At 70.0% G+C, this 25,805-nt stretch carries 18 protein-coding genes, 1 other RNA gene and 3 pseudogenes; 14 read left to right on the forward strand and 8 right to left on the reverse strand.

All coding sequences use genetic code 11. The features are described 5' to 3' along the window. Positions 1–17: 17 nt before the first annotated feature. The gene (locus MCHLDSM_RS38325; protein WP_048468804.1) at positions 18–935 is read left to right on the forward strand and encodes an NAD(P)/FAD-dependent oxidoreductase; all 918 of its coding nucleotides are present in this window, start codon (positions 18–20) and stop codon (positions 933–935) included. Continuing rightward, positions 932–1,561 carry a class I SAM-dependent methyltransferase gene (locus MCHLDSM_RS38330; protein WP_048468805.1) on the forward strand — a complete coding sequence of 210 codons (630 nt, stop codon included), beginning with the start codon at positions 932–934 and terminating at the stop codon, positions 1,559–1,561. The genes MCHLDSM_RS38325 and MCHLDSM_RS38330 overlap by 4 nt, the downstream gene beginning before the upstream one ends. Here the strand turns inward: MCHLDSM_RS38330 and MCHLDSM_RS36945 are convergent. Further along, positions 1,539–1,751: pseudogene (locus MCHLDSM_RS36945) on the reverse strand (maleylpyruvate isomerase N-terminal domain-containing protein); the annotation flags it as partial. The gene MCHLDSM_RS38330 and the pseudogene MCHLDSM_RS36945 sit on opposite strands and share 23 nt — an antisense overlap. Positions 1,752–1,799: 48 nt before the next feature. Between MCHLDSM_RS36945 and MCHLDSM_RS38950 the strand changes: the two are divergent. Then, positions 1,800–2,408: pseudogene (locus MCHLDSM_RS38950) on the forward strand (HNH endonuclease); the annotation flags it as partial. A gap of 1 nt (position 2,409) precedes the next feature. Beyond that, a pseudogene (locus MCHLDSM_RS38955) lies at positions 2,410–3,183 on the forward strand (HNH endonuclease); the annotation flags it as partial. 128 nt (positions 3,184–3,311) lie between these two features. Here MCHLDSM_RS38955 and MCHLDSM_RS03000 read toward each other — a convergent pair. Next, positions 3,312–3,731 (reverse strand): VOC family protein, encoded by a 420-nt coding sequence (locus MCHLDSM_RS03000; RefSeq protein ID WP_048468806.1) that lies wholly within the window; start codon positions 3,729–3,731, stop codon positions 3,312–3,314. Then, the gene (locus tag MCHLDSM_RS03005; RefSeq protein WP_407661955.1) at positions 3,728–4,198 is read right to left on the reverse strand and encodes a helix-turn-helix transcriptional regulator; all 471 of its coding nucleotides are present in this window, start codon (positions 4,196–4,198) and stop codon (positions 3,728–3,730) included. The genes MCHLDSM_RS03000 and MCHLDSM_RS03005 overlap by 4 nt, the downstream gene beginning before the upstream one ends. A gap of 58 nt (positions 4,199–4,256) precedes the next feature. On the opposite strand from MCHLDSM_RS03005, the gene rnpB reads away from it, so the two are divergent. Further along, positions 4,257–4,688, forward strand: an RNA gene (gene rnpB, locus MCHLDSM_RS34850) — RNase P RNA component class A. Between the two features lie 10 nt (positions 4,689–4,698). Here rnpB and MCHLDSM_RS03010 read toward each other — a convergent pair. Next, positions 4,699–6,195: a CYTH and CHAD domain-containing protein gene (locus tag MCHLDSM_RS03010; protein WP_048468807.1), complete on the reverse strand. Its 1,497-nt coding sequence runs from the start codon at positions 6,193–6,195 to the stop codon at positions 4,699–4,701. A gap of 152 nt (positions 6,196–6,347) precedes the next feature. On the opposite strand from MCHLDSM_RS03010, the gene MCHLDSM_RS03015 reads away from it, so the two are divergent. Together MCHLDSM_RS03015 and MCHLDSM_RS03020 are read left to right on the forward strand one after the other, a co-directional pair. Beyond that, positions 6,348–8,129 carry a fatty acyl-AMP ligase gene (locus MCHLDSM_RS03015; RefSeq protein ID WP_048468808.1) on the forward strand — a complete coding sequence of 594 codons (1,782 nt, stop codon included), beginning with the start codon at positions 6,348–6,350 and terminating at the stop codon, positions 8,127–8,129. Positions 8,130–8,154: 25 nt separating this feature from the next. Beyond that, positions 8,155–8,934 (forward strand): enoyl-CoA hydratase/isomerase family protein, encoded by a 780-nt coding sequence (locus MCHLDSM_RS03020; protein WP_048468809.1) that lies wholly within the window; start codon positions 8,155–8,157, stop codon positions 8,932–8,934. On the opposite strand, the gene panB is transcribed toward MCHLDSM_RS03020, so the two are convergent. Next, positions 8,931–9,767, reverse strand: coding sequence for a 3-methyl-2-oxobutanoate hydroxymethyltransferase (gene panB / locus MCHLDSM_RS03025; RefSeq protein ID WP_048468810.1), 837 nt, complete (start codon positions 9,765–9,767; stop codon positions 8,931–8,933). The two genes, MCHLDSM_RS03020 and panB, sit on opposite strands and share 4 nt — an antisense overlap. Before the next feature lie 157 nt (positions 9,768–9,924). Between panB and MCHLDSM_RS03030 the strand changes: the two genes are divergently transcribed. From MCHLDSM_RS03030 to MCHLDSM_RS03060, 7 genes are all read left to right on the forward strand, one after another. After that, positions 9,925–11,325, forward strand: a complete 1,401-nt coding sequence (locus tag MCHLDSM_RS03030) for a WS/DGAT/MGAT family O-acyltransferase (RefSeq protein ID WP_048468811.1) — start codon at positions 9,925–9,927, stop codon at positions 11,323–11,325. 63 nt (positions 11,326–11,388) lie between these two features. Continuing rightward, the gene (locus tag MCHLDSM_RS03035) at positions 11,389–12,924 is read left to right on the forward strand and encodes an alpha/beta hydrolase (protein ID WP_201780355.1); all 1,536 of its coding nucleotides are present in this window, start codon (positions 11,389–11,391) and stop codon (positions 12,922–12,924) included. A gap of 63 nt (positions 12,925–12,987) precedes the next feature. After that, complete coding sequence (locus MCHLDSM_RS03040; RefSeq protein WP_048468813.1) at positions 12,988–14,478, forward strand: alpha/beta hydrolase; 1,491 nt, start codon at positions 12,988–12,990, stop codon at positions 14,476–14,478. Positions 14,479–14,523: 45 nt separating this feature from the next. Then, positions 14,524–15,864 carry a glutamine synthetase family protein gene (locus MCHLDSM_RS03045; protein ID WP_048419151.1) on the forward strand — a complete coding sequence of 447 codons (1,341 nt, stop codon included), beginning with the start codon at positions 14,524–14,526 and terminating at the stop codon, positions 15,862–15,864. 29 nt (positions 15,865–15,893) lie between these two features. Further along, positions 15,894–18,869 carry a bifunctional [glutamine synthetase] adenylyltransferase/[glutamine synthetase]-adenylyl-L-tyrosine phosphorylase gene (locus tag MCHLDSM_RS03050; RefSeq protein WP_048468814.1) on the forward strand — a complete coding sequence of 992 codons (2,976 nt, stop codon included), beginning with the start codon at positions 15,894–15,896 and terminating at the stop codon, positions 18,867–18,869. Next, the gene (locus MCHLDSM_RS03055; protein ID WP_048468815.1) at positions 18,870–19,499 is read left to right on the forward strand and encodes a PaaI family thioesterase; all 630 of its coding nucleotides are present in this window, start codon (positions 18,870–18,872) and stop codon (positions 19,497–19,499) included. A 7-nt stretch (positions 19,500–19,506) separates the two neighbouring features. Then, positions 19,507–20,367: a TIGR03619 family F420-dependent LLM class oxidoreductase gene (locus tag MCHLDSM_RS03060; RefSeq protein WP_048468816.1), complete on the forward strand. Its 861-nt coding sequence runs from the start codon at positions 19,507–19,509 to the stop codon at positions 20,365–20,367. Here the strand turns inward: MCHLDSM_RS03060 and MCHLDSM_RS03065 are convergent. The 3 genes from MCHLDSM_RS03065 to MCHLDSM_RS03075 all read right to left on the reverse strand — a co-directional run bounded on the left by MCHLDSM_RS03065 (position 20,356) and on the right by MCHLDSM_RS03075 (position 25,768). After that, positions 20,356–22,956: a cadherin-like domain-containing protein gene (locus MCHLDSM_RS03065; protein ID WP_048468817.1), complete on the reverse strand. Its 2,601-nt coding sequence runs from the start codon at positions 22,954–22,956 to the stop codon at positions 20,356–20,358. The genes MCHLDSM_RS03060 and MCHLDSM_RS03065 overlap by 12 nt on opposite strands. A gap of 160 nt (positions 22,957–23,116) precedes the next feature. After that, the gene (locus MCHLDSM_RS03070; protein ID WP_048468818.1) at positions 23,117–23,566 is read right to left on the reverse strand and encodes a DoxX family protein; all 450 of its coding nucleotides are present in this window, start codon (positions 23,564–23,566) and stop codon (positions 23,117–23,119) included. Positions 23,567–23,575: 9 nt separating this feature from the next. Beyond that, positions 23,576–25,768, reverse strand: coding sequence for an MDR family MFS transporter (locus MCHLDSM_RS03075; protein ID WP_048468819.1), 2,193 nt, complete (start codon positions 25,766–25,768; stop codon positions 23,576–23,578). Positions 25,769–25,805: the final 37 nt, after the last annotated feature.

The following is a 25,805-nucleotide window of genomic DNA, read 5'->3' on the forward strand; positions in this document are numbered from 1 at the left end:
GCGAGCAAGGTGGTGGCATGAGCGAACGATGGGATGGCGTGATCATCGGTGGTGGGGCCGCCGGGTTGAGCGCGGCGCTGGTGTTGGGCCGGGCGCGCAAGCGGACCCTGGTGGTTGACGGTGGTGCGCAGAGCAACCGCGCCGCGCACGGCATCGGCGGACTTCTCGGATTCGACGGGGTACCACCGGCGGAGCTCTATGCCCGCGGCCGCGACGAACTGGCGCGGTACCCGTCGGTCGAGGTGCGCGACGGCGAGGTCGCCGAGGTCACCGCACATGAGGGCGGGTTCACGATCGGGCTCTCCGACGGCGCATCCGAGCGCACCCGGCGGGTGCTGCTCGCGACGGGCATGCACTATCGCGCCTCAGAAATACCGGGACTCGACGCGTTCTGGGGCCGTTCGGTGTTCCACTGCCCGTTCTGCCACGGCTGGGAGGTGCGCGATCAACCCTTGGCGGTGCTCGCAGCGGGGGAGCGGGGTGTGCACATGGCGTCGCTGTTGCACGGGTGGAGCGATGACGTGGTGCTGCTGACCGATGGTCCTTCAGGCCTCACCGATGAGGATCGGAATCACCTTGCTCACGCGGGAATTCCGGTGGACGAGCGGGTGGTTGCGGGGGTGTCGGGCAGTGACGGTCACCTGGAGGCGGTGGTGTTCGCCGACGGGACGAGCCTGGCCCGGCGCGGGCTGCTGGTGGCGGGCACGCTGCACCAGCGGACCGGGCTGGCGCGGGCGTTGGGGGTGGCCTTCGCGGCGCCGGGACCGGTGTCGGCGGAGGCGATCGCGGTGGACGCGTTCTGGCGGACGTCGGTGCCGGGGGTGTACGCGGCAGGCGATGTCTGCGCGCAGATGCCGCAGGTGGCTGCGGCGATCGCGGCGGGTTCGGGCGCCGCGGTGTCGATTGTCGGAAGTCTGATGGAGGAGGATCGATGAACGAGTCGGAGAAGGCGCACTGGGAGGCCAGATACGCCGAGCGGGACCGGATCTGGAGCGGCCGGGTGAACCCGTGGCTGGCCGAGGTGGCGGGTCCGTTACCGCCGGGCCGGGCGCTCGATCTCGGTTGCGGCGAGGGTGCCGACGCGTTGTGGCTGGCCGAAAGCGGTTGGCGCACGCTCGGAGTGGACATCTCGGACACCGCGCTGGCACGCGCGACCGCCGAAGCCGAACGGCGTGGCGTGGCCGATCAGGTCTGCTTCCGGCAGATGAACTTGTCCGACGACTTCCCGGACGGGACGTTCGACCTGGTGTCGGCGCAGTTCCTGCAATCGCTCGTGCGGTTGGACCGGGAGAGCATTTTCACCGCCGCGGCCGGGGCCGTGGCGCCGGGCGGCGTCCTGCTGATCGTGGACCACGGCGCGGCACCGCCGTGGGCGCAGCACATCCACGACCACGTGTTCCCGACGGTCGAGGACGTCCTCGCGGGCATCGATGTCAAGCCGGGGCAGTGGGAGCGGCTGCGGGCCGGCGCCCTTGAGCGGGAGGCGGTCGGCCCCGAAGGTCAGCAGGCGGTGTTGATCGACAACGTGATCGTGCTGCGGCGCACCTCGTTGTCGGGCTGACGTCCCACCTTCTCGGTGTCCTGACGAAGTCTCTCCGATCGCGGTCCAGGTACGCGACGACGTGTGCCGCGACATCGCGAACCCGCCAGCCGGCGCAGAGGCTGGGGGCGAGCCACTGCTCACGGCCGAGGCGAGCCACCAGGTTCGCGGAATCTCGCGGCTCGTCGGTCGCCAGATTCGTCGCGCGCATCGGGTTCACGGTCGCATATTTGTCGGTAGGCCGATGTAGGGTCGAGTCATGTTCGAACACACGTTCGATATCGATGCGACGGCCTCCGAGGCCGAGCTGCGCGACCTCGTCACCCGCTGCGAGCGGTTGAAGGCTGCCGCGGCGGCGGCGCAGGCCCGCGCGACCGCGGCGTGGGCGGCTAAACGGCGCGCGGCCGAGGACGCCGCCGGGGTGCCGGCGCGCAAGCGGGGGCGGGGGTTGGCCTCGGAGATCGCGCTGGCCCGCCTCGACGCCCCGGTGTGCGGCAACCAGCATCTGGGTTTCGCGAATGCTTTGGTGCACGAGATGCCGTACACGCTGGCCGCCCTGGAAGCCGGGGTGCTCACCGAATATCGGGCCAGCCTGATCGTCAAACAGTCCGCCTGCCTCACCGTGGAAGACCGGCGGGTATTGGATGCCGAACTGTGCGCCGATCAGCAGGCGCTGGCCGGGTTGGGCAACAAGCGCATCGAAGCCGCCGCCGCAGCGATCACCGCCCGCCTGGACGCCGCCGCCGTCGTCGAGCGCAAGAACCGCGCCGCGCAGAGTGCGGGGGTGTGGACCCGCTGCGCCCCCAACGGCATGGTGTACCTGACCGCGCTGATGCCGCTGTCCCAGGGCATCGGGGTCTACGCCACCNGCGCAGAGTGCGGGGGTGTGGACCCGCTGCGCCCCCAACGGCATGGTGTACCTGACCGCGCTGATGCCGCTGTCCCAGGGCATCGGGGTCTACGCCACCCTCAAACGGGACGCCGACACCACCGGTGGTGATGGGCGCCCGCGGGGACAGGTGATGACCGACACCCTCTACGAGCGGGTCACCGCGCGTCCGGCCGACACCCCGTCGCCGGTCGCGCTGAACCTGGTGTTGGCGGACACCACCCTGTTCGGGGAGGACGATTCCCCGGGCTGGGTGCAGGGCTACGGCCCGGTTCCCGCGGTGGTGGTGCGCGACCTGGTCTCCGATGCGGTGACCGACGAGGCGGCGAAAGCGACGCTGCGCCGGTTGTATCGGCATCCGCGCAGCGGGCAGTTGGTGGCGATGGAGTCCAAGGCGCGGATCTTTCCGAAAGGGTTGCGGGCCTTCATCGGGGTGCGGGATCAGACCTGTCGCACGCCCTATTGCAACGCCCCGATCCGCCACCACGACCACGCCACCCCCGCCCGAGATGGCGGAACGACCAGCGGGCTCAACGGTCTCGGCGGCTGTGAAGCCTGCAACTACGCCAAAGAAGCCCCCGGCTGGCAGGTCGTCACCCACGACACCGACGGCCACCACACCGCCGTCTACCGAACCCCCACCGGCGCCACCTACCACTCCACCGCACCACCACTACCCGGACCCACCCGACGACACAGCGCGATCGAAGGCAGGCTCAGCATCGACATCGTCGAGCTGAAATGGACTGCCTAGAGGCGAGCTGGGTGAGCCGGACGCTGTNCCTACCACTCCACCGCACCACCACTACCCGGACCCACCCGACGACACAGCGCGATCGAAGGCAGGCTCAGCATCGACATCGTCGAGCTGAAATGGACTGCCTAAGAGGCGAGCTGGGTGAGCCGGACGCTGTTGCCGGACGGGTCGCGGAACCCGCAGTCGATGCCGTAGGGCATCTCGTGGGGCTCCTCGGTGAACTCGACGCCGCGCGAGCGCAGTTCCTGGTAACTGGCGTGGCAGTCGTCGGTGGTGAGAAACACGGTTCCGGCGAACCCCTTGGCGGTCAGATCGAGCACCTGGGTGCGGGTCGGCCCGTCCATCACCGGCTCGCCGGGCACGGCCATCAACACGATCGAGACGTCGTCCTGGCCGGGCGGTCCGACCGTCAACCAGCGGAAGAGTCCGTCGATATCGGGCAGCGAAACATCCTGGCGCACCTCCATTCCCACCTTCTCGGTCCAGAACTTCAGCGCGACTTCTTGATCGTGCACCCACAGGTGAACGCTGGCGATCCTGATCATGGCCCCGACGCTACGGGCGGTCCGCTCGTGCCGTCTTCTCCCGGTGTGCTGTCTGCACCGACGCGGCTGACCGCACGCGGGCGGGTGTCGCGGCCGAGGATGCAACTCGGGATGCGGGCATGCACCGCGGCAGGCGGCATGGCCGCCCGGTATGCGGCCGGCGGAAGCCCGTAGGCCCGGGCGAAACTCGTCGTGAAGGATCCGACGCTCGTCAGCCCGACCATCATGCAGATCTCGGCGACCGGGCGGTCGGTGTGGCGCAGCAGCGAGGCCGCCCGCTCCAGCCGGCGCGTCTGCAGGTAGGCCCGCGGCGACTCCCCGAACGTCGTCGTGAAGGTCCGGCTGAAATGCGCCCGCGACAACCCGGCGGCCGCGGCCAGATCATCGACCGTGATCGGCTCGGCGTACCGGGCGTCGACCAGATCCTTCGCACGCATCAGGTGGCGGGCCGGCCGAACCTGCGTCATGGCCCTCAAGCATTCGTTACCGGAATCCCGGCCGCAAGCATTACGTTGTGGGTGCGGATGAGCTGGCTGGGCGGCCGCGGATCATCGACCGGCCGGATAGGGGTACGGCCTAGGTGGTTCGAGGAAAGTCCGGACTTCACAGAGCAGGGTGATTGCTAACGGCAATCCGAGGTGACTCGCGGGAAAGTGCCACAGAAAGCAGACCGCCACCACCGAGTCTTCGGGCCACGGGGTGGTAAGGGTGAAACGGTGCGGTAAGAGCGCACCAGCGCTCCGGGTGACCGGAGCGGCTCGGCAAACCCCACCCGAAGCAAGGCCAAGAATGTCGCGCGGGGGGCGCGGCAGCGCAGACGCCCGAGGGCTGCTCGCCCGAGTCTGCGGGTAGGCCGCTCGAGGCACCCGGTGACGGTGTGTCCAGATGGATGGTCGCCACTTCGCCGCCAGACATGGCGGCGAGAGACAGAATCCGGCTTACAGGCCGGCTCATCCGCCCTTAGGGGTCACGCCTTGCGCACGGCCTTGTGCAGCGCCGCGAGCGCTTCTTCGACCTGTTCCTCGCAGCGCAACGCGAGGTCGTGCTCCTGCTGATAGAGCAGCCCGTAGGTGAACGTGTTCTCGCCGGCGGCGTGCGCCAGCTCGGCCTGCCGGCTCAGATGGCTCCTGCTGACCACGCTGTCCTGGTGATCACCCAGCAGCGTCTGGATCGACTTGGCCCGGTCGGCGACCTTGCCCTGCCCGGTCGCCGCCGCGGTGTAGCGCAGCTGCTTGGCGCGCTTGCGAATGCGGTGCAGCGCCTCATCGACGTGCTCGTCCTGCTCCTCGGCGGCAACGCGAGCCTTCTTGGCGGCCTTGCGAACCCGTTTGTAGGCGGAGTCGAACGTGACCTCGGCCCGCTCCTCGCCCGCGGCCGGGGGCGGCGGCTCGGCCGTCACCAACTCCTCCAGCGCGTCCAGCAGGCGGAAGTACCGCGGCGAGCGCATCGCCGCCAGCGACCGCTTCCAGCCGGCCTGATATCTCTTCTGCGCACCGTCGACGAGACGCTCCCGCACCGGACCACGCACCGCCGATTCCGGCAGCCCGTCGAGCGCGCGCTGGTAGCGCTCCGCCAGCACCTCCGCGTCGCGCGCAATGCCCAGCACACCGGCCAGCTCCCGCAGCTCGGCGAGGATCCAGTGATCGTCGGAGATGCCGAACGCGCCCTCGGAGGACTGCAGCAGACTGCGGATCTTGCGCGTGGTCACCCGCATCTGGTGCACCGAGTCGTAGACATCCGACCGGACCGCGCGGTCCCACTCGATCAGCTGCGCGACCTGCTCGGCGACCGCCCGGTGCACCGGATCACTCAACGCCGCGGGGGACTCATCCGAGTCATCCTCGGATCCCAACACCCGCGCCAACTTCGAGCCGTGCCCGGCCGGGCGGGCGCCGGCGTCGAGGAGGCGACGGGTCAGGGGCTCGAACAGCTCACGGTCTGCGCCCTCGGCGAGCTCCAGCTCCCATTCGCGCCACTGCTGTTCCTCGCCGTCGACGGCACTGGCCGTCACCTGGTCGTCGCAGAACTCGGCCACCGCCGAGCCGTCCGGCCCGTACAGCATCACGACGCTGCGCGCCGTGCTGATCCGCGCCACCGGCGCCAGCCCACGTTCCCGCACGATGGCGAGGACGACATCGCGGAGGCTGTCGGGCACCTGCGGGTGCGCCGGGGTGCCCTCCTCCAGCGGAGCCCGCACCTCGGTGCGGCTGTCCGGGCCGGCCGGCAACTTCAGATGCCAGCCGGCGTCCGTACCGCCGGTCCGGCGCCGCAACGTGATGCGGTGCCGGGCCAGGTCGTGATCGGCTGTGTCGTAGTAGACAGCGTCGAGCGACTGTGACGTCGACCGCTCGACACGGGACACCGCGGTCAGTCCGTCGAAGGACGGGCTGACGGCCGAGTCGACCACGTCGAACTTGCGCTCGGTCTCGGTGTACCTGGACGTTTCGGACGATCGGGCTGGCATGGGCACCTTCGTTTCGGGCATCGCGGGGGGACCCAAGATTGCCACACGCAAGTGAACCGCCAACACCGCGCCGTGATCGAAGAGATACCGACACGAGACCCGACACGGACGGCAGCGCACGCTTTCGCCGACGTCACTCTTACAATTCTCTTATGAGTCCAGACATGCGGCTCCACGACTATCTCGACGCCGAAGGCAACATCGAGATCCCGGCCGGAGTCACGCTGACGTCGTTCCTCGACCGCCATGCCGAACAGAGGGCCGATGCGCCCGCCTACCGGTACCTCGACTTCGACCACGACCGCACGGTCGAGTTGACCTGGTCGGCGTTCCGCACCCGGCTGCGGGCAGTGGGCACGCGCCTTCAACAGGTCACCCAGCCCGGCGACCGGATCGCGATCCTCGCCCCGCAGGGAGTGGACTACGTGGTCGGCTTCTTCGCCGCGATCCAGGCCGGCGCCATCGCGGTGCCGTTGTTCGCGCCCGAACTCCCCGGCCACACCGACCGACTGCATGCCGTGCTCGCCGACGCCCGGCCCACCGTGGTACTGACCACCACCGCCGCGGCAGAACCGGTCCGAGAGTTCCTGCGCACGGTCCCGCGGCCGCAGCGGCCCCGGATCATCGCCGTCGACGCCGTCCCCGACGCGGTCGGCCGCGACTTCGTGCCCGCGCCGGTGGCGACCGACGACATCGCCTACCTGCAGTACACCTCGGGCTCGACGCGGACCCCGGCCGGCGTCGAGATCACCCACCGCGGCGCGTGCACGAACGTCGTGCAGATGATCGAATCGGTGGGCCTGGACTGGGACACCCGCAGCGTCAGCTGGCTGCCGCTGTTCCACGACATGGGCCTGCTGATGATCATGTTCCCGGCCCTGCTGGGCGCACACATCACGCTGATGTCGCCGGTGTCGTTCGTGCGCCGGCCCTACCGGTGGATCAGGGAGCTGGGTGCGTCGGACAAGCCCACGTTCGCCGCCGCCCCGAACTTCGCGTTCGATCTCGCCGCCCAGCGCGGCCTGCCGCCCGCCGGCGAGGCGCTGGACCTCAGCAACGTGGCCGGTCTGATCAACGGTTCCGAACCGGTCAGCATGGCCTCGATCGAGACGTTCACCTCCGCCTTCGCGCCGTACGGTCTGAACCCCGCCGCGATCAAGCCGTCCTACGGCATGGCCGAGGCGACGCTGTTCGTCTCCACCACCGAGCCCGGCTCATCGCCCACCGCGGTGCACATGGACCGGGAGGCTCTCAGCCGCGGACAGGTCGTGCGCGTCGGCGCCGACGACCCGAACGCCGTCGTCGGCGTCTCCTGCGGGCACATCGCCCGCAGCCAGTGGGCGGTGATCGTCGACGCGCAGACCGAATGCGAGCTGCCCGACGGCCGCGTCGGCGAGATCTGGCTGCACGGCGACAACATCGGCCGCGGCTACTGGGGCCGCACCGACGAGACCGAACTGACCTTCCACAACAAGCTGCAGTCGCGGCTGACGCAGGGCAGTCACGCCGAGGGCGCCGCCGAAAGCGCCCTGTGGCTGCGCACCGGCGACCTCGGGGTCTACCTCGACGGTCAGCTGTTCATCACCGGCCGCGTGAAGGACCTGGTGATCGTCGACGGCCGCAACCACTACCCGCAGGACATCGAGGCCACCGTGTCGGAGGCCTCGGCCGCGGTGCGATCCGGCTTCGTCGCCGCGTTCTCCGTGCCCGGCGTCGGCCGCGAGGAGGTGGTGATCGTCGCCGAACGCGCCCCCGGTGCCGGGCGTGCCGAGGCGGCGCCCATCACCGAGGCCATCCGCGCGGCGGTGTCGCGGCGCCACGCCATTCCGCTGGCCGATGTGAAACTCGTTGCCGCCGGCGCGATTCCACGGACCACCAGTGGCAAGCTGGCGCGCAGCGCCTGCCGGGCGCGCTATCTCGAGGGCGGCATCTGATCCGGCGGGCGTTACAGTCCGGTGTGTGACTGACTACCAGACGATTGCCTTCGAGCGCTCCGGCGCGATCGCCCGGATCACGCTGAACCGGCCCGACGCCGCGAACGGCATGAACGCCGTCATGACGCGGGAGCTCGCCGACGTCGCCGCGCACTGCGACGACCCCACGATCAAGGTCGTGGTGATCACCGGCGCCGGACGGTTCTTCTGCGCCGGAGGCGACCTGAAGGATTTCGCGTCGGCACCCCAGCGCGGCCGTCACCTCAAGGGCGTCGCCGACGACCTGCACCGCGCCATCTCGACCTTCGCCCGCATGGACGCCGTCGTCATCACCGCCGTCAACGGCACCGCGGCGGGCGCGGGATTCTCGTTGGCGGTCACCGGCGATCTGATCCTCGCGGCCGAATCGGCGTCGTTCACGATGGCCTACACCCGCGTGGGCCTCAGCCCCGACGGGAGCTCGACCTACTTCCTGCCGCGCCTGATCGGCATGGCCCGCACCAAGGAGCTGATGCTCACCAACCGGACGCTGTCCAGCCGCGAGGCGCTCGACTGGGGTCTGGTCACCGAGGTACTGCCCGACGGCGATGTCGCTTCGCGGGCAGACGAACTCGCCGCCGCCATGTCCACCACGTCGGGCGGCTCCAACGGTGGCGTCAAAGCACTGCTGCTGGCCAGCTTCGCCAACGGACTCGAGGAGCAGATGGAACTCGAGGGCCGGCTGATCGCCCGGCGCGCGGAGACCGCCGACGGACGCGAAGGGGTGGATGCGTTCCTCGCCAAACGCAAGCCCGAGTTCTCCTAGAAGGAGTGCTCCTCGGCGGGGAAGACGCCGCTGGCCACTTCCTGAGCGTAATCGGCTGCCGCGCGGCGCAATTCGTCACCGACGGCACCGAAGCGCTTGACGAACTTGGCCGTCCTGCCGTTGGTCATCCCGGCCATGTCCTGCCACACGAGGACCTGGGCGTCGCAGTTGGGGCCCGCGCCGATCCCGACGGTGGGGATGGTGAGCTTGCCGGTGATCTGGGTGGCCAGTTCGGCCGGCACCATCTCCATCACCACGGCGAACGCGCCGGCCTCCTGCACGGCGATCGCGTCGTGGATCGTCTGCTCGGCGGCGTCGCCGCGGCCCTGCACCTTGAATCCGCCGAGACCGTTCACGCTCTGCGGGGTGAAGCCGATGTGGGCCATCACGGGAATGCCCGCTGCGGTCAGGGTGGCGATCTGCTCGGCCACCCGCTCGCCGCCTTCGAGCTTGACGGCGTGGGCGCCGGACTCCTTGAGGAATCGGGTGGCGCTGGCCAGGGCCTGCGCCGGGCCCGCTTCGTAGCTGCCGAACGGCAGGTCGGCCACCACCAGCGCGTGCGGGGCGCCGCGGACGACGCCGCGCACCAGAGGAATCAGTTCGTCGATGGTCACCGGAACGGTGGTGTCGTAGCCGTAGACGACGTTCGCGGCGGAATCACCCACCAGGAGCACCGGGATCTCGGCCTCGTCGAACACCGCTGCGGTCGAGTAGTCGTACGCGGTGAGCATGGCCCACTTGTGGCCTTCGGACTTCCACTTCGCGAGGTGATGGGTGCGGACCCGCGTCCGCGGGGTGCCGGCGGCAGCGCCGTACACGGTCTGTTCAGACATCGTTGTCCCCCAGAGGGTCGTCGTTTCGGCTCCTCGAGGCCGCTTCGGGTCCCCGGGTACCGCTGACCCGACCAGTCTGCCACCACGTCACCAGAAGTTGAACAACACGTTAAGTGGATTTGCTCACACCGGCCGGCGCCGCGCATACGATCGGCGGATGCAACGGCTCAGCGGGCTCGACGCCAGTTTCCTCTACCTCGAGACCGCGGCTCAGCCGTTGCACGTGTGCTCGATCCTCGAGTTGGACGCCTCGACGATGCCGGGCGGATACGCCTTCGACCGCTTCCGTGATCTTCTCGCCGAACGGATCCGGGCGATGCCCGAGTTCCGTGAGCGGATCGCCGACAACCGGTTCAACCTCGACCATCCGGTGTGGGTGGACGACAAGGACTTTGACGTCGACCGGCATCTGCACCGGATCGGACTGCCGTCACCGGGCGGGCGCCGCGAACTCGCCGACATCTGCGGCCACATCGCCTCGCTGCCGCTGGACCGGACGCGGCCGCTGTGGGAGATGTGGGTGATCGAGAACGTCGGGGGACCCGGCGACGGCACTGCGCAGGAGGGCGTACGCATCGCGGTGATGACCAAGGTGCACCACGCCGCGGTGGACGGCGTGACGGGCGCCAACCTGATGTCCAAGCTGTGCACCACCGAACCCGACGCGCCCGCGCCCGAACCCGTCGACGGCCCGGGCGGCGGCAGCGACCTCGAGATCGCCGTCAGCGGGGCCGTGCGCTTCGCCGCCCGGCCGCTCAAGCTCGTCAACGTGGTGCCCAACACGTTGACCACCGTCATCGACACCGTCAAACGGGCCCGCACCGGCATGACGATGGCGCCGCCGTTCGTGGCGCCCAGAACCGCGTTCAACGCCAACGTGACCGGGCACCGCAACGTCGCGTTCGCGCAACTGGACCTCGAGGACATCAAGACCGTCAAGAACCACTTCGGCGTCAAGGTCAACGACGTCGTGATGGCGCTGGTGTCCGGGGTGCTGCGCACCTTCCTGCTCAACCGGGGCGAACTGCCGAACAACTCGCTGGTGGCGATGGTGCCGGTGTCGGTGCACGAGAAGTCCGACCGGCCCGGCCGCAACCAGGTGTCGGGGATGTTCGCCCGGCTGGAGACCAACATCGAAGACCCCGCGGAGCGGCTCAAAGCCATCGCCGAAGCCAATTCCGTTGCCAAACAACACAGTTCGGCCATCGCGGCGACCCTGCTACAGGACTGGACCCAGTTCGCCGCGCCCGCGGTGTTCGGCACGGCGATGCGCGTGTACGCGAGCAGCCGGCTCTCCGGCGCCCGGCCGGTGCACAACCTGGTGGTGTCCAACGTGCCCGGCCCCCAGGGGCGGCTCTACATGCTCGGCTGCGAGGTGAAGGCGATGTATCCGCTCGGGCCGATCTTCCACGGCTCGGGACTGAACATGACCGTGATGTCGCTGTCGGGCAACCTCGACGTCGGGATCGTCTCGTGCCCCGAACTGCTGCCCGACCTCTGGGACATGGCCGACGACTTCGACGTGGCCTTGGCCGAACTGCTCGCCGCGACGCGGTAGTCACCCCGGCCCCGAACCGCGCCTCGCCAGCGGCTATGGGACTTCATGGCAGCATGTGGAGCCATGAAGTACACGACCGGGATCGCGAGATCCGGCCTCATCCTCGCCGCGGTGATCCTGCTCGTCGCCGGGTGCAGCAAGGTGGTGCACGGCCGCGCGATGATCTCGGTGCCGCGACCCGGCTCGCCGATCCAGTGGACGGCCTGCCACCCCGCCGGCCCGTCGGACCGCTCACGGATTCCGACCGGCGCCGAATGCGGCCTGCTGTCCGTGCCGGTGAACTGGGACAACGCCGAGAGCGCTGACGGCGCCGTCGCTCAGATCGCTATCGTGAAGTTCAAGGCCACCGGCGACAAGATCGGCTCCCTGATCGTCAACCCCGGCGGCCCGGGCGAATCCGGGGTCAACGCCGCCGCCTCGATGATCGCGACGCTGCCCGAAGAACTGCGGCAGCGCTTCGACCTGGTCGGCTTCGACCCGCGCGGCGTGGCGAACTCCTCACCGGCGGTGTGGTGCAACAGCGACGCCGACAACGACCGGCTGCGCGCCGACAACGTCGTCGCCTACACGCCCGAAGGTGTCGCACACATCGAAAAGCTCACCAAGGAGTTCGTGCAGCGGTGCGTCGACAAGATGGGCAAGGACTTTCTCGCCAACGTCGGAACCACAAGCGTGGTAAGGGATCTCGATGCGATCCGGCAGGCTCTCGGTGACGAGAAGCTGACCTACCTCGGCTATTCCTACGGCACCCGGATCGGCGCCGGCTATGCCGAGGCGTACCCGGACAAGGTCCGCGCGATGATCCTCGACGGCGCCGTCGACCCGAACGCCGATCCGATCGAGGCCGACATCCGCCAGGCCGCCGCGTTCCAGAAGGCCTTCGACGACTACGCCGCCGACTGCGGCAAGGACTCCAACTGCCCGCTGGGCACCGACCCGGCCAAGGCGGTGGAGGTCTACCAGTCCCTGGTGTGGCCGCTGGTGGAGAAGCCGGCGCAAACCGCCGACCCCCGCGGCCTGAGCTACTCCGACGCCGTGGTGGGCACCATCCTGCCGCTGTACTCGCCGAACCTGTGGCGGCACCTGACGCAGGCGCTCACCGAGATCAAACAGGGCCGCGGCGACACCATGCTGTCGCTGGCCGACCTGTACATGGGCCGCGACGCCCAGGGGCACTACAACAACTCCACCGACGTGCGCGTCGCGGTCAACTGTGTCGACAAGCCGGCGATCACCGACCGGGCCACGCTGGTCGATCAGGACCGCCGGATGCGGGAGGTGGCGCCGTTCATGAGCTACGGCGACTTCACCGGCTTCGCGCCGCTGGGCACCTGCGCGATGTGGCCCGTGCCGCCCACCAGCGAACGGCACGAGATCAAGGCGACCGGGCTACCGCCGATCCTGGTGGTCTCCACCACCAACGATCCCGCCACGCCGTATCAGGCCGGTGTCGACCTGGCCAAGCAGCTCGGCGGCACCCTGCTCACCTTCGACGGCACCCAGCACACCGTCGCACTGCAGGGCGACGCCTGCGTCGACGACATCGCGACCCGCTACCTGGTCGACGTGACGGTGCCGCCGCCGGACACCCGATGCTGAGCGGGTAACAGCCCGGTCACCGTTGGGTCCCGGGGGAAGCCCCGTGTCCCATCGCATGACAGCATGGTCGCCATGTGGCGGGTGGGACGGGCGATTGCGGCTGTGTGCGTGCTGACGGCTGTGCTCTGCCCGCCGGCGCAGGCGGCGCCGACCACGGCGTGGGGCTCGTGCGCGGGCGTCGTCACCGACGCGTCGCGGATTCCCGCAGCGCAGTGCACCACCGTGTCGGTACCGGTCGATTACGCGAAACCCGATGGGGCGCAAGCACAATTGGCGGTCATCAAGGTGCCGGCCAGCGGCAAGCGACTCGGCGCGCTGCTCGTCAACCCGGGCGGCCCCGGCGCGTCGGCCGTCGACACCGTCGCCGACATGGGCGGCGACCTCGCCGGCTCGCCGATCCTGCAGCAGTTCGACCTGGTCGGTGTCGACCCCCGCGGTGTCGGCCACTCCACCCCGCAGTTGCGCTGCCGCAGCGACGCGCAGTTCGACGCCTACCGCACGCAGCCGATGACCGACTACAGCCCCGCCGGCGTCGCCCAGATCGAAGGCATACTGCGGGATTTCGCGGGCGAGTGCCTGACGAACATGGGCCCGGACTTCCTGGCCAACATCGGCACCGCCTCGGCGGTGCGGGACATGGACGCGGTGCGCGACGCGCTCGGCGAAGCCCAGATCAACTTCCTCGGCTTCTCCTACGGCACCCAGCTCGGCGCCGCCTACGCCGACCGCTACCCCGACCGGGTGCGCGCGATGGTTCTCGACGGCGCCGTCGACCCGAGCCTGGACCCCATCACCGAGAGCGTCAACCAGATGGCGGGTTTCCAGCAGGCGTTCGACAAGTACGCCGCGGACTGCGCCCAGGACGTCGAATGCCCGCTGGGCACCGACCCCACCCAGTTCGTCGCCCGCTACCACCAGCTCATCGACCCGCTCGCCGCGCGCCCCGCCGCCACCTCCGACCCGCGCGGGCTCAGCTACCAGGACGCGTTCACCGGCACCGTCTCCGGGCTGTACTCGCCGCGCTACTGGCCGTACGTGACCAGCGGGCTGCTCGGGCTGGCCCGCGGCACCGACCCCATCGATCTGTTGCTGCTCGCCGACGACTATCAGCAGCGGGACCGCAACGGGCACTACAGCAACCGGCAGGACGCGTTCACCGCGATCCGCTGCATCGACTCGGCCTATCCCACCGACCCGGCCGCGTGGGCCGACGCCGACCGGCGCATTCGGGCCGCGGCGCCGTTCTCGGCGTACGGCTCCTTCACCGGGTACGCGCCGCGCGACGTCTGCGCGCTGTGGCCGGTGCCGCCGACGCCGATCGTCGGTGCGGCCACCTCACCCGGCCCCGGCAAGGTCGTCGTCGTCTCCACCACGGGCGACCCCGCGACGCCGTACCAGGCGGGCGTCGATCTGGCCCGCCAGATGAACGCGTCGCTGATCACCTTCGACGGCAGCCAGCACACCGTCGTGTTCAACGGCGACCAGTGCGTCGACACCTCCGTCGTCAACTTCCTGATCGACTCGGTGCCACCCCCCGCCGGTTTACGGTGCTAGCAGCGCTGTAACACAGAATTAACAGGCGGAACCTACGCTTCGGGCATGGATCGGCAGAAGGAATTCGTGCTGCGCACGCTGGAGGAACGCGACATCCGTTTCGTCCGGCTGTGGTTCACCGATGTGCTCGGATACCTGAAGTCGGTCGCGATCGCGCCCGCCGAATTGGAGGGCGCCTTCGAGGAGGGCATCGGCTTCGACGGCTCGTCGATCGAGGGCTTCGCGCGCGTCTCCGAGGCCGACATGGTCGCCCGGCCCGACCCGTCGACCTTCCAGGTGCTGCCGTGGACGTCCAGCGCCGGTGATCACCACTCGGCCCGCATGTTCTGCGACATCACCATGCCCGACGGCTCGCCGTCGTGGGCCGACTCCCGGCACGTGCTGCGCCGCCAGCTGTCCAAGGCCAGCGATCTGGGCTTCTCCTGCTACGTGCACCCCGAGATCGAGTTCTTCCTCCTCAAGCCCGGCCCCGACGACGGCACCCCGCCGGTGCCCGCCGACAACGGCGGCTACTTCGACCAGGCCGTGCACGACGCCGCGCCGAACTTCCGCCGCCACGCCATCGACGCGCTCGAGCAGATGGGCATCTCGGTGGAGTTCAGCCATCACGAGGGCGCACCCGGCCAGCAGGAGATCGACCTGCGCTACGCCGACGCCCTGTCGATGGCCGACAACGTGATGACGTTCCGCTATGTGGTCAAGGAGGTGGCGCTCGCCGACGGCGTGCGCGCCTCGTTCATGCCCAAGCCGTTCGCCGAACACCCCGGCTCGGCGATGCACACGCACATGAGCCTGTTCGAGGGCGAGACCAACGCCTTCCACAGCGCCGACGATCCGCAGCAACTCTCCGACATCGGGAAGTCGTTCATCGCAGGCATTCTCGAGCACGCGCAGGAGATCAGCGCCGTCACCAACCAGTGGGTGAACTCCTACAAGCGGCTCGTGCACGGCGGCGAGGCGCCCACGGCCGCGTCGTGGGGGGCGGCGAACCGCTCGGCGCTGGTGCGGGTTCCGATGTACACCCCGCACAAGGCGTCGTCTCGGCGGGTCGAGGTGCGCAGCCCCGACTCGGCGTGCAACCCGTACCTGACCTTCGCGGTGCTGCTCGCCGCGGGCCTGCGCGGAATCGAGAAGAACTACGTGCTCGGACCGCAGGCCGAGGACAACGTGTGGAGCCTGACCCCCGAAGAGCGACGGGCCATGGGATACAAGGAGCTGCCCGGCAGTCTCGGCGTGGCGCTGACCCAGATGGAGGACTCCGAACTGGTCGCCGAGGCGCTCGGCGAGCACGTCTTCGACTTCTTCCTGCGCAACAAGCGCGCCGAGTGGGAGAACTACCGCAGCCACGTCACGCCTTTCGAGCTGAAGAACTACCTGTCGTTGTAGAGCCGACCGGCTCGGCTAGATTCACCGGTATGGCCAAGCCCGCGACGCAGCGTCCCAAGCTGCCCGGCGTCGGGCGACTCGGCCTCGTCGAGCCGACGGCGCAGGCCGACCTCGAGCAGCTGGGCTGGAACACCGACGCCCACGTCGAGCTTCTGTGGTCGCTGTCGCGGGCCCCCGACGCCGACACGGCGCTGCGTGCCGTGGTCCGGCTCGCCGAGGCACTCGGCACCGAGTGGGACGAGCTCAACGGCGCCCTGCTCAAGGACCGCGGTCTGCGCGGCCGGTTGTTCGCCGCACTGGGCTCGTCACTGGCGCTCGGCGACCACCTCGTCGCCCACCCGCAGTCCTGGCATCTGCTCGCAGGCCGGGTGAGGTTGCCCACGCCCGCGGAGCTCGCGCAGATGTTCGCCGAGATCGCCGAAAACGTCAGCGGCACAATCGCTGCCGCCCCCGAGCTGCGCACCCTGTACCGGGACCGGCTGCTGGTGCTCGCCGCTCTCGACGTCGCACCCACCGTCGAGAACGAGCCGGTGCTGCCGTTCACGGTCGTGGGGGAGCACCTCTCCGACCTCGCCGACGCCGCGCTGCACGCGGCACTGACCGTCAGCATCCGCGCGGTGTGCGGGGACAAGAACGACGAGCCGCCGGCGCTCGCCGTGATCGCGATGGGCAAGTGCGGCGCCCGGGAACTCAACTACGTCAGCGATGTCGACGTCATCTTCGTCACCGACGACGGGTCGCACAGCCGGCTGGCGCTGGCCACCCGGATCGCCGGAGAGATGATGCGGCTGGCCTCCGACGCGTTCTTCGAAGTGGACGCCGCGCTGCGCCCCGAGGGCAAGCAGGGTCCGCTGGTGCGCACGCTGGACTCCCACGTCGCCTACTACGAGCGGTGGGCCAAGACCTGGGAGTTCCAGGCCCTGTTGAAAGCGCGCCCGGCCGCCGGCGACGCCGACCTCGGGCGCCGCTACATCGACGCGCTCATGCCCATGGTGTGGACCGCCTGCGAGCGGGAGGATTTCGTCGCCGACGTGCAGGCGATGCGCCGCCGGGTGGTCGAACTGGTGCCCGCCGGCGTGCGGTCGCGCGAACTGAAGCTGGGCACCGGCGGGCTGCGCGACGTCGAGTTCGCCGTCCAACTCCTGCAGTTGGTGCACGGGCGCGTCGACGAGTCGCTGCATGTCGCGTCGACCGTGAACGCCCTCGCCGCTCTGGGCGACGGCGGCTACATCGGGCGCGACGACGCGGCCAACATGACCGCGTCGTACGAGTTCCTGCGGCTGCTCGAACACCGGCTGCAGCTGCAACGCCTCAAGCGCACCCACCTGCTCCCCGAGGACGACGACGACGAGGCGATGCGCTGGCTCGCGCGCGCCGCGCACATCCGGCCCGACGGTCGCCACGACGCGCTGGGGGTGCTGCGCGAGGAGCTCAAACGTCAGAGCCACCGGGTGTCGCGGCTGCACGCCAAGCTGTTCTACCAACCGCTGCTCGAATCGGTGGGCCAGACCGCGCTCGGCCTCGGCATGAGCGCCGAATCCGCCGAACGTCAGCTCGCCGCACTGGGATACGAGGGCCCGCAGAGCGCACTGACCCATCTGGCCGCCCTGACCTCGAGCAGCGGGCGCCGCGGCCGGGTGCAGCAGGTGCTGTTGCCGACGCTGCTCGACTGGCTGTCCGACACCCCCGACCCCGACGCGGGCCTGCTCAACTACCGCAGGATCAGCGATGAATTGGCCGAGCAGCGTTGGTATCTGGCGACGCTGCGCGACGAGGGCGCGGTGGCCAAGCGGTTGATGCACGTGCTGGGCACCTCGGCGTACGTGCCCGAGCTGCTGATGCGTGCGCCCGAGGTCATCCAGCTGTACGCCGACGGACCCAACGGGCCGAAGCTGTGCGACGTCGACACCGACGGCGTGGCGGGCTCGCTGGTGGCCTCGGCGGCCCGGCACAGCGACCCGACCCGGGCGATCGCGGCGGCGCGCTCCCTGCGGCGGCGCGAGCTGGCCCGCATCGCGTCGGCCGACCTGCTCGGCATGCTCGAGGTCACCGAGGTGTGCGCACAGCTGACGTCGATGTGGGTGGCGGTGCTTCAGGCCGCCCTGGACGCCGTGATCCGCGCCAACACCCCGAAGCAGGGGCCGCCCGCACGCATCGCGGTGATCGGGATGGGCCGGCTCGGCGGGCGGGAACTCGGCTACGGCTCCGACGCCGACGTCATGTTCGTCTGCGAGCCGCACGACGGCGTCGAGGAATCCGTCGCGGTGAAGTGGTCGGTGACCGTCGCCGAACAGGTCCGCGCGCGGCTGGGCACCCCGGGTGCGGATCCGCCGCTGGAGGTCGACATCAACCTGCGCCCCGAGGGCCGGCAAGGCCCGCTGGTGCGCACGCTGGCGTCCTATGAGGCGTACTACGCGCAGTGGGCGCAACCGTGGGAGGTGCAGGCGCTGCTGCGCGCGCACCGGGTGGCCGGCGATCTCGAACTGGGCGAACGCTTCCTGCTGATGATCGACAAGACGCGCTACCCGGCGGGCGGGGTCTCCGCGCAGACCGTGCAGGAGATCCGGCGGATCAAGGCGCGGGTCGACGCGGAGAGGCTGCCGCGCGGCGCCGACCCGAACACCCACACCAAGCTGGGCCGCGGTGGGCTGGCCGACATCGAATGGACGGTGCAGCTGCTGCAGCTGCGCTTCGCGGACAAGATCCCGGCACTGCACACCACCTCGACACTGGACACGCTCAACGCGATCGGGGCGGCCGAGCTGATCGCCGAGGGGGACATCGAACTGCTGCGTGAGGCGTGGCTGACGGCGACGCGCGCGCGCAACGCGCTGGTGCTGGTGCGCGGCAAGCCCACCGATCAGCTGCCGGGCCCGGGCAAGCTGCTCAACGCCGTCGCGGTGGCGGCGGGCTGGCCCGACGGGGACGGGGGAGAGTTCCTGGACAACTATCTGCGGGTGACGCGACGTGCGAAAGCCGTGGTGCGCAAAGTGTTTGGAGGATAAGTGGAATTCACGTTCGACGTGATCAGCGCCGAGGACTTCGAGCGGCAGCGCCGGGTCTACGAGCCGTTGACCGACGCGCTGCGCACGCTCATCGACGTCGGGATCCACACCGAGGTCGACGACGCGACGGTGCTGCTGGCGCTCGAACACCTCGAGGAGGCCACGGCGCTGCTGGAGCAGCGCACGCGGTCGGGCCGGTCCACGCTGCGCCACGCCGACAGCAACCGGGCCGTGGCGTGGGCGAATCCTGCCGTGGGACTGCGTAATGCGATCGCACCACCGATGGTCGTCGAACACGAGCCCGACGGCAGCTGCTGGAGCGAGTTCACCCTGGGGCCCGCCTACGAGGGCCCTCCGGGATGGGTGCACGGCGGCATCTGCGCGCTGGTGCTGGACCACATCCTCGGCGAGGTGGCCAGCGAGGGGCTGAACCTGCCGAAGTTCACCGGAACCATCAGCCTGCGCTACCGGCGCGGCACCCATCTGGGGCCGGTGCGCGCCGAGGCGTTCGTGGAGCGCAGCGAGGGCGCCAAGACCTTCGCGCGCGGTCACCTCAAGGACGCCGACGGGGTGACCGTCGAGGCCGAAGGGGTGTTCATAATGCCCGCGTGGGCGCGGGACGCCGGCTGAGCGCCCTGTGAGGGTCTACGTCTCCACAGCATTCCTGGACACCCGGCAGGCGATCGAGATCGCCCGCGCCGCAGACGAGCTCGGCTACGACGGGATCGCGATTCCCGACCACGTCGTCAACCTCGAGACCCTGCAGACGCCGTATCCGTACACCAAGGACGGCAGCAGGCGCTGGCAGGCGTTCACCGACTGGCCGGATCCGTGGGTGATGATCGGCGCGATCGCGCTGGTGACCACCCGGCTGCGCTTCGTCACCACCGTCTATCTGCCCGCGATGCGCGACCCCTACTCGGCGGCGAAATCCATCGGGACGGCCGCGGTCCTGGCCGGCGGCCGGCTCGAACTCGGCGTCGGGGTGGGCTGGTGCCGCGAGGAGTTCGAACTGCTGGGGCAGCAGTTCGAGAAGCGCGGCAAGCGCACCGACGAGATGCTGGCGCTGATGAAGCAGCTGTGGGCGCCGGGCTGGACCGAGTTCTCCGGAGACTTCTACACCGCGCCGCGGATGGAGATGGAGCCGACGCCGCCGCCGATACCCGTCTACGTCGGCGGGCTGTCGGACATCGCGCTGCGCCGGGCCGCCCGCCACGACGGCTGGATCGGCGACCTGATCAGCACCGAGCAGGCCCTCGAACGGATCGCCACGCTGCGCAGTCTCCGGTCCGACAAGGGTTTGGACATGCAGGGTTTCGAGGTGATCACGCCGCTGACCGACGCGTTCACCCCGGAGCACTACGCACGGGCGGAAGCCGGCGGCATCACCGGCATCGTCACGATGCCGTGGATGTTCTACGGCGGCCCCGACGCGACGCTCGAGCAGAAGATCGACGGCATGCGCCGATTCCGCACGGACATGGCGCTAGAGGGCTGAGGTCACGCTCGCCGGCACGATCGTGACCCGGACCGTGACGGCCAGGGTGCCGCCGTGCCCGTCGTCGACGGTCACGGTGAACGAGTCCCGCTTGTCGGCGAGAGGGGCCTTCGGCGCACCCGCGGCCGCGCGGGCCGCGTCGGTCGGGGTGTAGGTGAACTCCCCGGCGCTGGAGACGACGACGCTGCCCTTGTCGGTGACGGCGGTACCCCGGTAGGTCAGCAGATCGCCGTCGGCGTCGATGGCGCCGACGCGTCCGCTCACCACACCGGTGAGCGCGTCCGCGTCCGCCACGTAGGTGCCCCGTGTCGGCGCCCTGTTCACCGACGGTTTGATCGCCACCGTCACCGGGATGTCCAGCGTGCCGCCGTACCCGTCGGAGGCCGTGACGGTGAACGTGTCCTTCAGGTCGGCCTCGGTGGCGTTGTCGGCGGTGGCCTGGTGGCGCGCGACATCGCTGGGCGTGTAGGTGAACGTGCCGTCGGCGTTGACGACGACGGCGCCCTTGGCCGTCGGTCCGGACCCGGCGAACGTGAGCAGATCGCGGTCCGGGTCGGTCGCGGTGACCGCACCGGTGACCTTGCCGGTGAACGCACCCGGCTGGCTCGCGGTGTAGCCGCCGTCGGTCGGCGCCTGGTTCGGACCACCCAGCGGCGCGATGCTCACGCGGACCGTCAGCGTCGTCGTCCCGCCGTGACCGTCGTCGACGGTCACCCGGAACGCGTCGGTCTTCGCCCACGACGGGGCGAAGGGGTTGCTCGCCTGTGCGCGGGCCGCCTCGGTGGGCGTGTAGGTGAAGACGCCGTCCTCGTCGATCTCGAGCGCGCCTTTGCGGGTCTTCGCCGGGAACCGGTAGGTGAACGGATCCCCGTCGGCGTCGACGGCGACGACGGTGCCCGTCAGCACCCCGGTGTTCGGGTTGGTGAACACATCGCGCGTCGCTGCCGTGGCCGGCGGCGTGTTGGCCGGCTTGATGCCCACGGTGACCAGGGTTCTGGTGATACCGCCGTGGTCGTCGGTGACCGTGACGAGGAAGGTGTCCTGCTTGTCGCGGCGGCTGGCGTCGTCGGCCGACGCCGCGTGGCGCGCCTGCGCGGACGGCGTGTAGACGAACCGGCCCTGGTCGTCGATGGTGACCGTGCCCCCCTTGGCCGACGGGGTGACGTCGTAGCTGACCGGATCACCGTTGGGGTCCTTCGCCCTGACCACGCCGGTGACGGTGTCGCTGAACAACGACGATCGGGTGCGCACCGTGACCGTCGGGTCGATGTTGTCCGGCTTGATCGGCACGGTGACGGTGACGGTGACCAGACCGCCGTAGCCGTCGGCGACCGTGACGTCGAACGTGTCGGTCTTGTCGGCGTCCGTCGCATCGGCTGCCGCGGCGGCGTGCCGGGCCGCGTCGGTGGGGAGGTACGAGATGTGACCGTCCTCGTCGATCGTGACGCTGCCACCCTTGGCCGTCGGGGAGACGGTGAAGGCGAACGAGTCCCCGTCGGCGTCGCGGACCCGGACCGAGGCGCGGACCTCGGCGCTGGTGAGGGACACCCGCGGGGTGCTCACCGTGACTCTCGGGTCGGCGTTGGACGGCGACACCGCGACGGTGATCGGGACGAGGGTCGAACCGCCGGCGCCGTCGCTGACGGTGAGCACGAAGGTGTCGGTCTTCGCGTCGTCGGTGGCACCCAGCGCTGCCGCGGCGTGCCGAGCCTGCCGGGTCGGCTTGTAGGTGAACGAGACGGTGCCGGCGTTCACCGAGACGGTCACGGAGCCCTTCCCCGGGGAGCTCGCCACCGCGGTCTGTGCGCCGGGGACGGCGACCGAACCCGTCACGACCCCCGCATCGTCCGGGTCGTTCACCACCGGCAGCTCTGCGACCGGGTCCTGCGACGCGCTGACCAGGGCGGCCGTCTCGGTGTGGCCGAGCTGGCGGCGCGCGGCAGCGGCCAGCACCCACATCGCCGGGGACTCGGCCGGTGCCGTCGGCGCACCCCCGGGTGTCAGGAGCGTCGACAGCAGATCGGTGAGGCGGATCCGGGTGGTGGCTGCCGGCGGCTCGGGCACCACCTCGGCCGCGGCGGGGACGGCGGTCTCGACCACCGCGGGTGCCTCGTGGGGTGCCGGCTCGGGTTCAGGCTCAGGCTCGGTGTTGCGCGCGGGTTCGACCTCGGGCGCGTCCGGGGTCACGTCGGCCGGTGCGGTGTCGTCGGGTTCGCTTCGCGGCGTGCGGTCCACCGCCGGCGACTCGTCCTTCGCCGGCGTGTGACGGAGTTTGCGGCCCTTCCGCTCCCGCGCCGGCGCGGGAGCGGGATCGGACTCCGCGCTCTCGGCGTCCTCGGCGTCGGCGGCCTCGTGGGAGGGGCCGTCGTCGGACGCGTGGGTGTCCCCGGCGTCGTCGGAGTCCTTGGCATCCGGCGCCGGATCGGCCTTCGCCGCGTCGTCGCCGCGGGACGACGGCCCGGCTACCGAACTGGTCGAATCGGTCGACTCATCGGCCCACGCGATTCCGGGGCAGGCCCCGATTCCGGTCCCCACACCGAGCGCCACAGCCAGCGCGCCGATCCTGCCGATATGCCTGGAAAACCCCACGTGTTACCCCCCCGACAATTGCCCACACGGTCAATATCGGCTCATCCTAGGGACTCCAGCAACGAAAAATAGTTGCGTTCACCAAACTTTTCCGCCGTGTCTGCAAACTTGGGCGGAGGGGGACTTCGCTGAGGCTGCGCTCGCCGGAGCAAACCCGACGTCAGCGCCGCGCCGCGACCGCCGGCCGCCGTCGCCCGTCGACCGACCAGGCGCCGGCGCCCATCGTCGCGAGGAGCAGGAACGCGAAGCAGAACACGACGGCCAGTTCGCCGCCGTTGCCGCCGAGCTGGCCGTCGAAGGGCCAGAAGCTGGCCGGTTTGCCGCTGAACACGGCCCAGTGCTGCCAAAAGTACGCGACCGCCATCTCGCCGGAGGCGATGAACGCGGCGATGCGGGTGAGGAAACCGACGGTGATCAGGACGCCGAGCACGATCTCGAGGATGCCGGCGAACCAGAACGGCCACGTGCCCGACGGCACGGCCTGTCCGAGCGGCCAGCCGAACACCTTCATGGTGCCGTGCAGCAACAGCAGCACGCCGACGATGATCCGGAAGAGGCTCAAGACAGGGGAGGAGTAGGTGGCCAGGCGGGCGTCCAGTCTCTGGGTCATGAGAGCAGATTAGCGGAGCGGACCACGGTCCGGATAGCGCGCGGAGCGTTCGATGCGCGGTGGCATGGCCGCGCGCGACCGGAACGGCCGAGTCGGCGGCTCGGCGACGGGCGCCGACAGCGACCGCATCCGGGTGGTCTGCAGCTCCGACACCTGAGTCGCGCCCAGCTTCATCGGCCGAGACTCCTCGCGCGGCTCGGGGCGCTCCAACAGCACGCTGCGGGCGAGCCGATCGAGTGCGCCCTGCACCTGGAGGCGGTCCGGCCGGCCCTCGAATTCCGGTGACTGCGCCAGTGTTTCGGTGATCCAGGTGGCGATGACGTCGCGCGCGGAGTTCACCTCGGCGGCGCCCGCCGCGGTCAGCGAGAACGATTCGCCGACCCGGGTCGTGTAGCCGTCGGCGACGAGCCGGTCGAACGTGGGCTGCAGGATCTGCCGCGGCACCCGGCGCTCCTCGGCGATGGCGTCCAGATCGGCGGTGCCCGAGACCGAGGCATGCCGGTACACCTGGATCACCGCCCAGAGGCGTGCCGGGTCGAGGCGGCTGCGCGACGCCCGCGTGACGGCGTCCAGATCCACCCCGTGGCTGCGCTGCAGGATCCGCCCGATCGCCACCTCGAGGAGCTTCTCCGGCGAGGCCGTCGTCGGCATCCCGAACCCCTCACCCAGATCGGTGCTGCCGGCCGCGGCGGCGTCACGCAGCGGTACCTGCTTCAGGAACAGCGCGAGGATCAGGCCCACCACAGCGAATGGCGCGGCGAAGAGGAAAACGCGGCTCAGCGAATCCGCGTAGGCGTCGATGATCGGCGCGGCGATGTCCTGGGGCAACCGATGCAGCGCCTGCGGCGAGGTCGCGGCCTCCGGCGGTGCGCCGCTGCTCGCCATCGCGGCGGGCAGCCGGTTGTCCAGGAAATTGGCGAACATCGACCCGAAGATCGCCGCACCGAAGGAACTGCCGATGGTGCGGAAGAACGTCACCCCGGACGTGGCGACGCCGAGATCGGTGAAGTCGACGGTGTTCTGCACGACCAGTACCAGAACCTGCATGCTCAGCCCGATGCCGGCGCCCAGCACCAGCAGATACAGCGACTGCACCAGCGTCGAGGTGTCGGCGTCCATCCGGGACAGCAGCACGAAGCCCAGCGCCATGATCGCGGTGCCCGCGATCGGGAAGATCTTGTAACGCCCCGTGCGCCCGACGATCACGCCGCTGCCCAGCGACGTGACGAGCAGGCCCAGCACCATGGGCAGGGTCCGCAGCCCCGAAGTGGTCGCGGAGACCCCGTCGACGAACTGCATGAACGTCGGCAGGAACGTCAGCGCGCCCAGCATCGCGAAGCCGACCACGAACGACAGCACGCAGCACACCGTGAACACCGGGTTGCCGAACAGCCGGATCGGCAGCACCGGTTCGGCGGCGCGCCGCTCGACGGCGACGAAGGCCACCAGCACCGCGACGGACACCACGAACAGTCCGATGATCGTCGCCGAACCCCACGGATAGGTGGTGCCGCCCCAACTGGTGGCCAGCGTCAGGCCGGCCGCGCCCAGCCCGACCAGCACGATACCGGCGTAATCGAGCCTCGGGCGGGCGGTGCGCGCGAGTTCGGGGAGGGCCACCGCGGCGATGCCGAGCACGACGACGGCCACCGGCACGTTGATCCAGAAGGCCCAGCGCCAGGTCAGATGGTCGGTGAACAGGCCGCCGAGCAGCGGGCCGATGACCGTCGTGACACCGAACACCGCGCCCAACGCGCCCTGGTAGCGGCCGCGTTCACGCAGCGGGATCACCTCGCCGATCACGGCGACCGCGGTCACCGTGATGGCCCCGCCGCCCATGCCCTGCAGGGCGCGGGACGCGACCAGCATGCCCATCGACTGGGCGAGCCCGCACAACACCGAGCCGAGCAGGAACAGCAGCACCGCGACCTGGAACACCTTCTTGCGGCCGAAGATGTCGCCGAGCTTGCCGACCACCGCGGTCACGATCGTGGAGGCGAGCAGATAGCTGGTGACGACCCACGCCTGATGGCCGGCGCCGCCCAGATCGGCGACCACGGTCGGCAGCGCCGTGGCCACGATCGTCTGGTCCAGCGCCGCGAGCAGCATGCCCAGCACCACGGCGGTGAAGACGAGATTGCGGGAGCGCACATCCAACTGCTCGGACTGATCGGCCTTCTCGGCCACCGCTGACGCATTCACCGCCAGAAACTACCCCCAGCGGCTCCGAACGACACTG

The organism is Mycolicibacterium chlorophenolicum (genome assembly GCF_001044235.1).
Classification (GTDB): domain Bacteria; phylum Actinomycetota; class Actinomycetes; order Mycobacteriales; family Mycobacteriaceae; genus Mycobacterium; species Mycobacterium chlorophenolicum.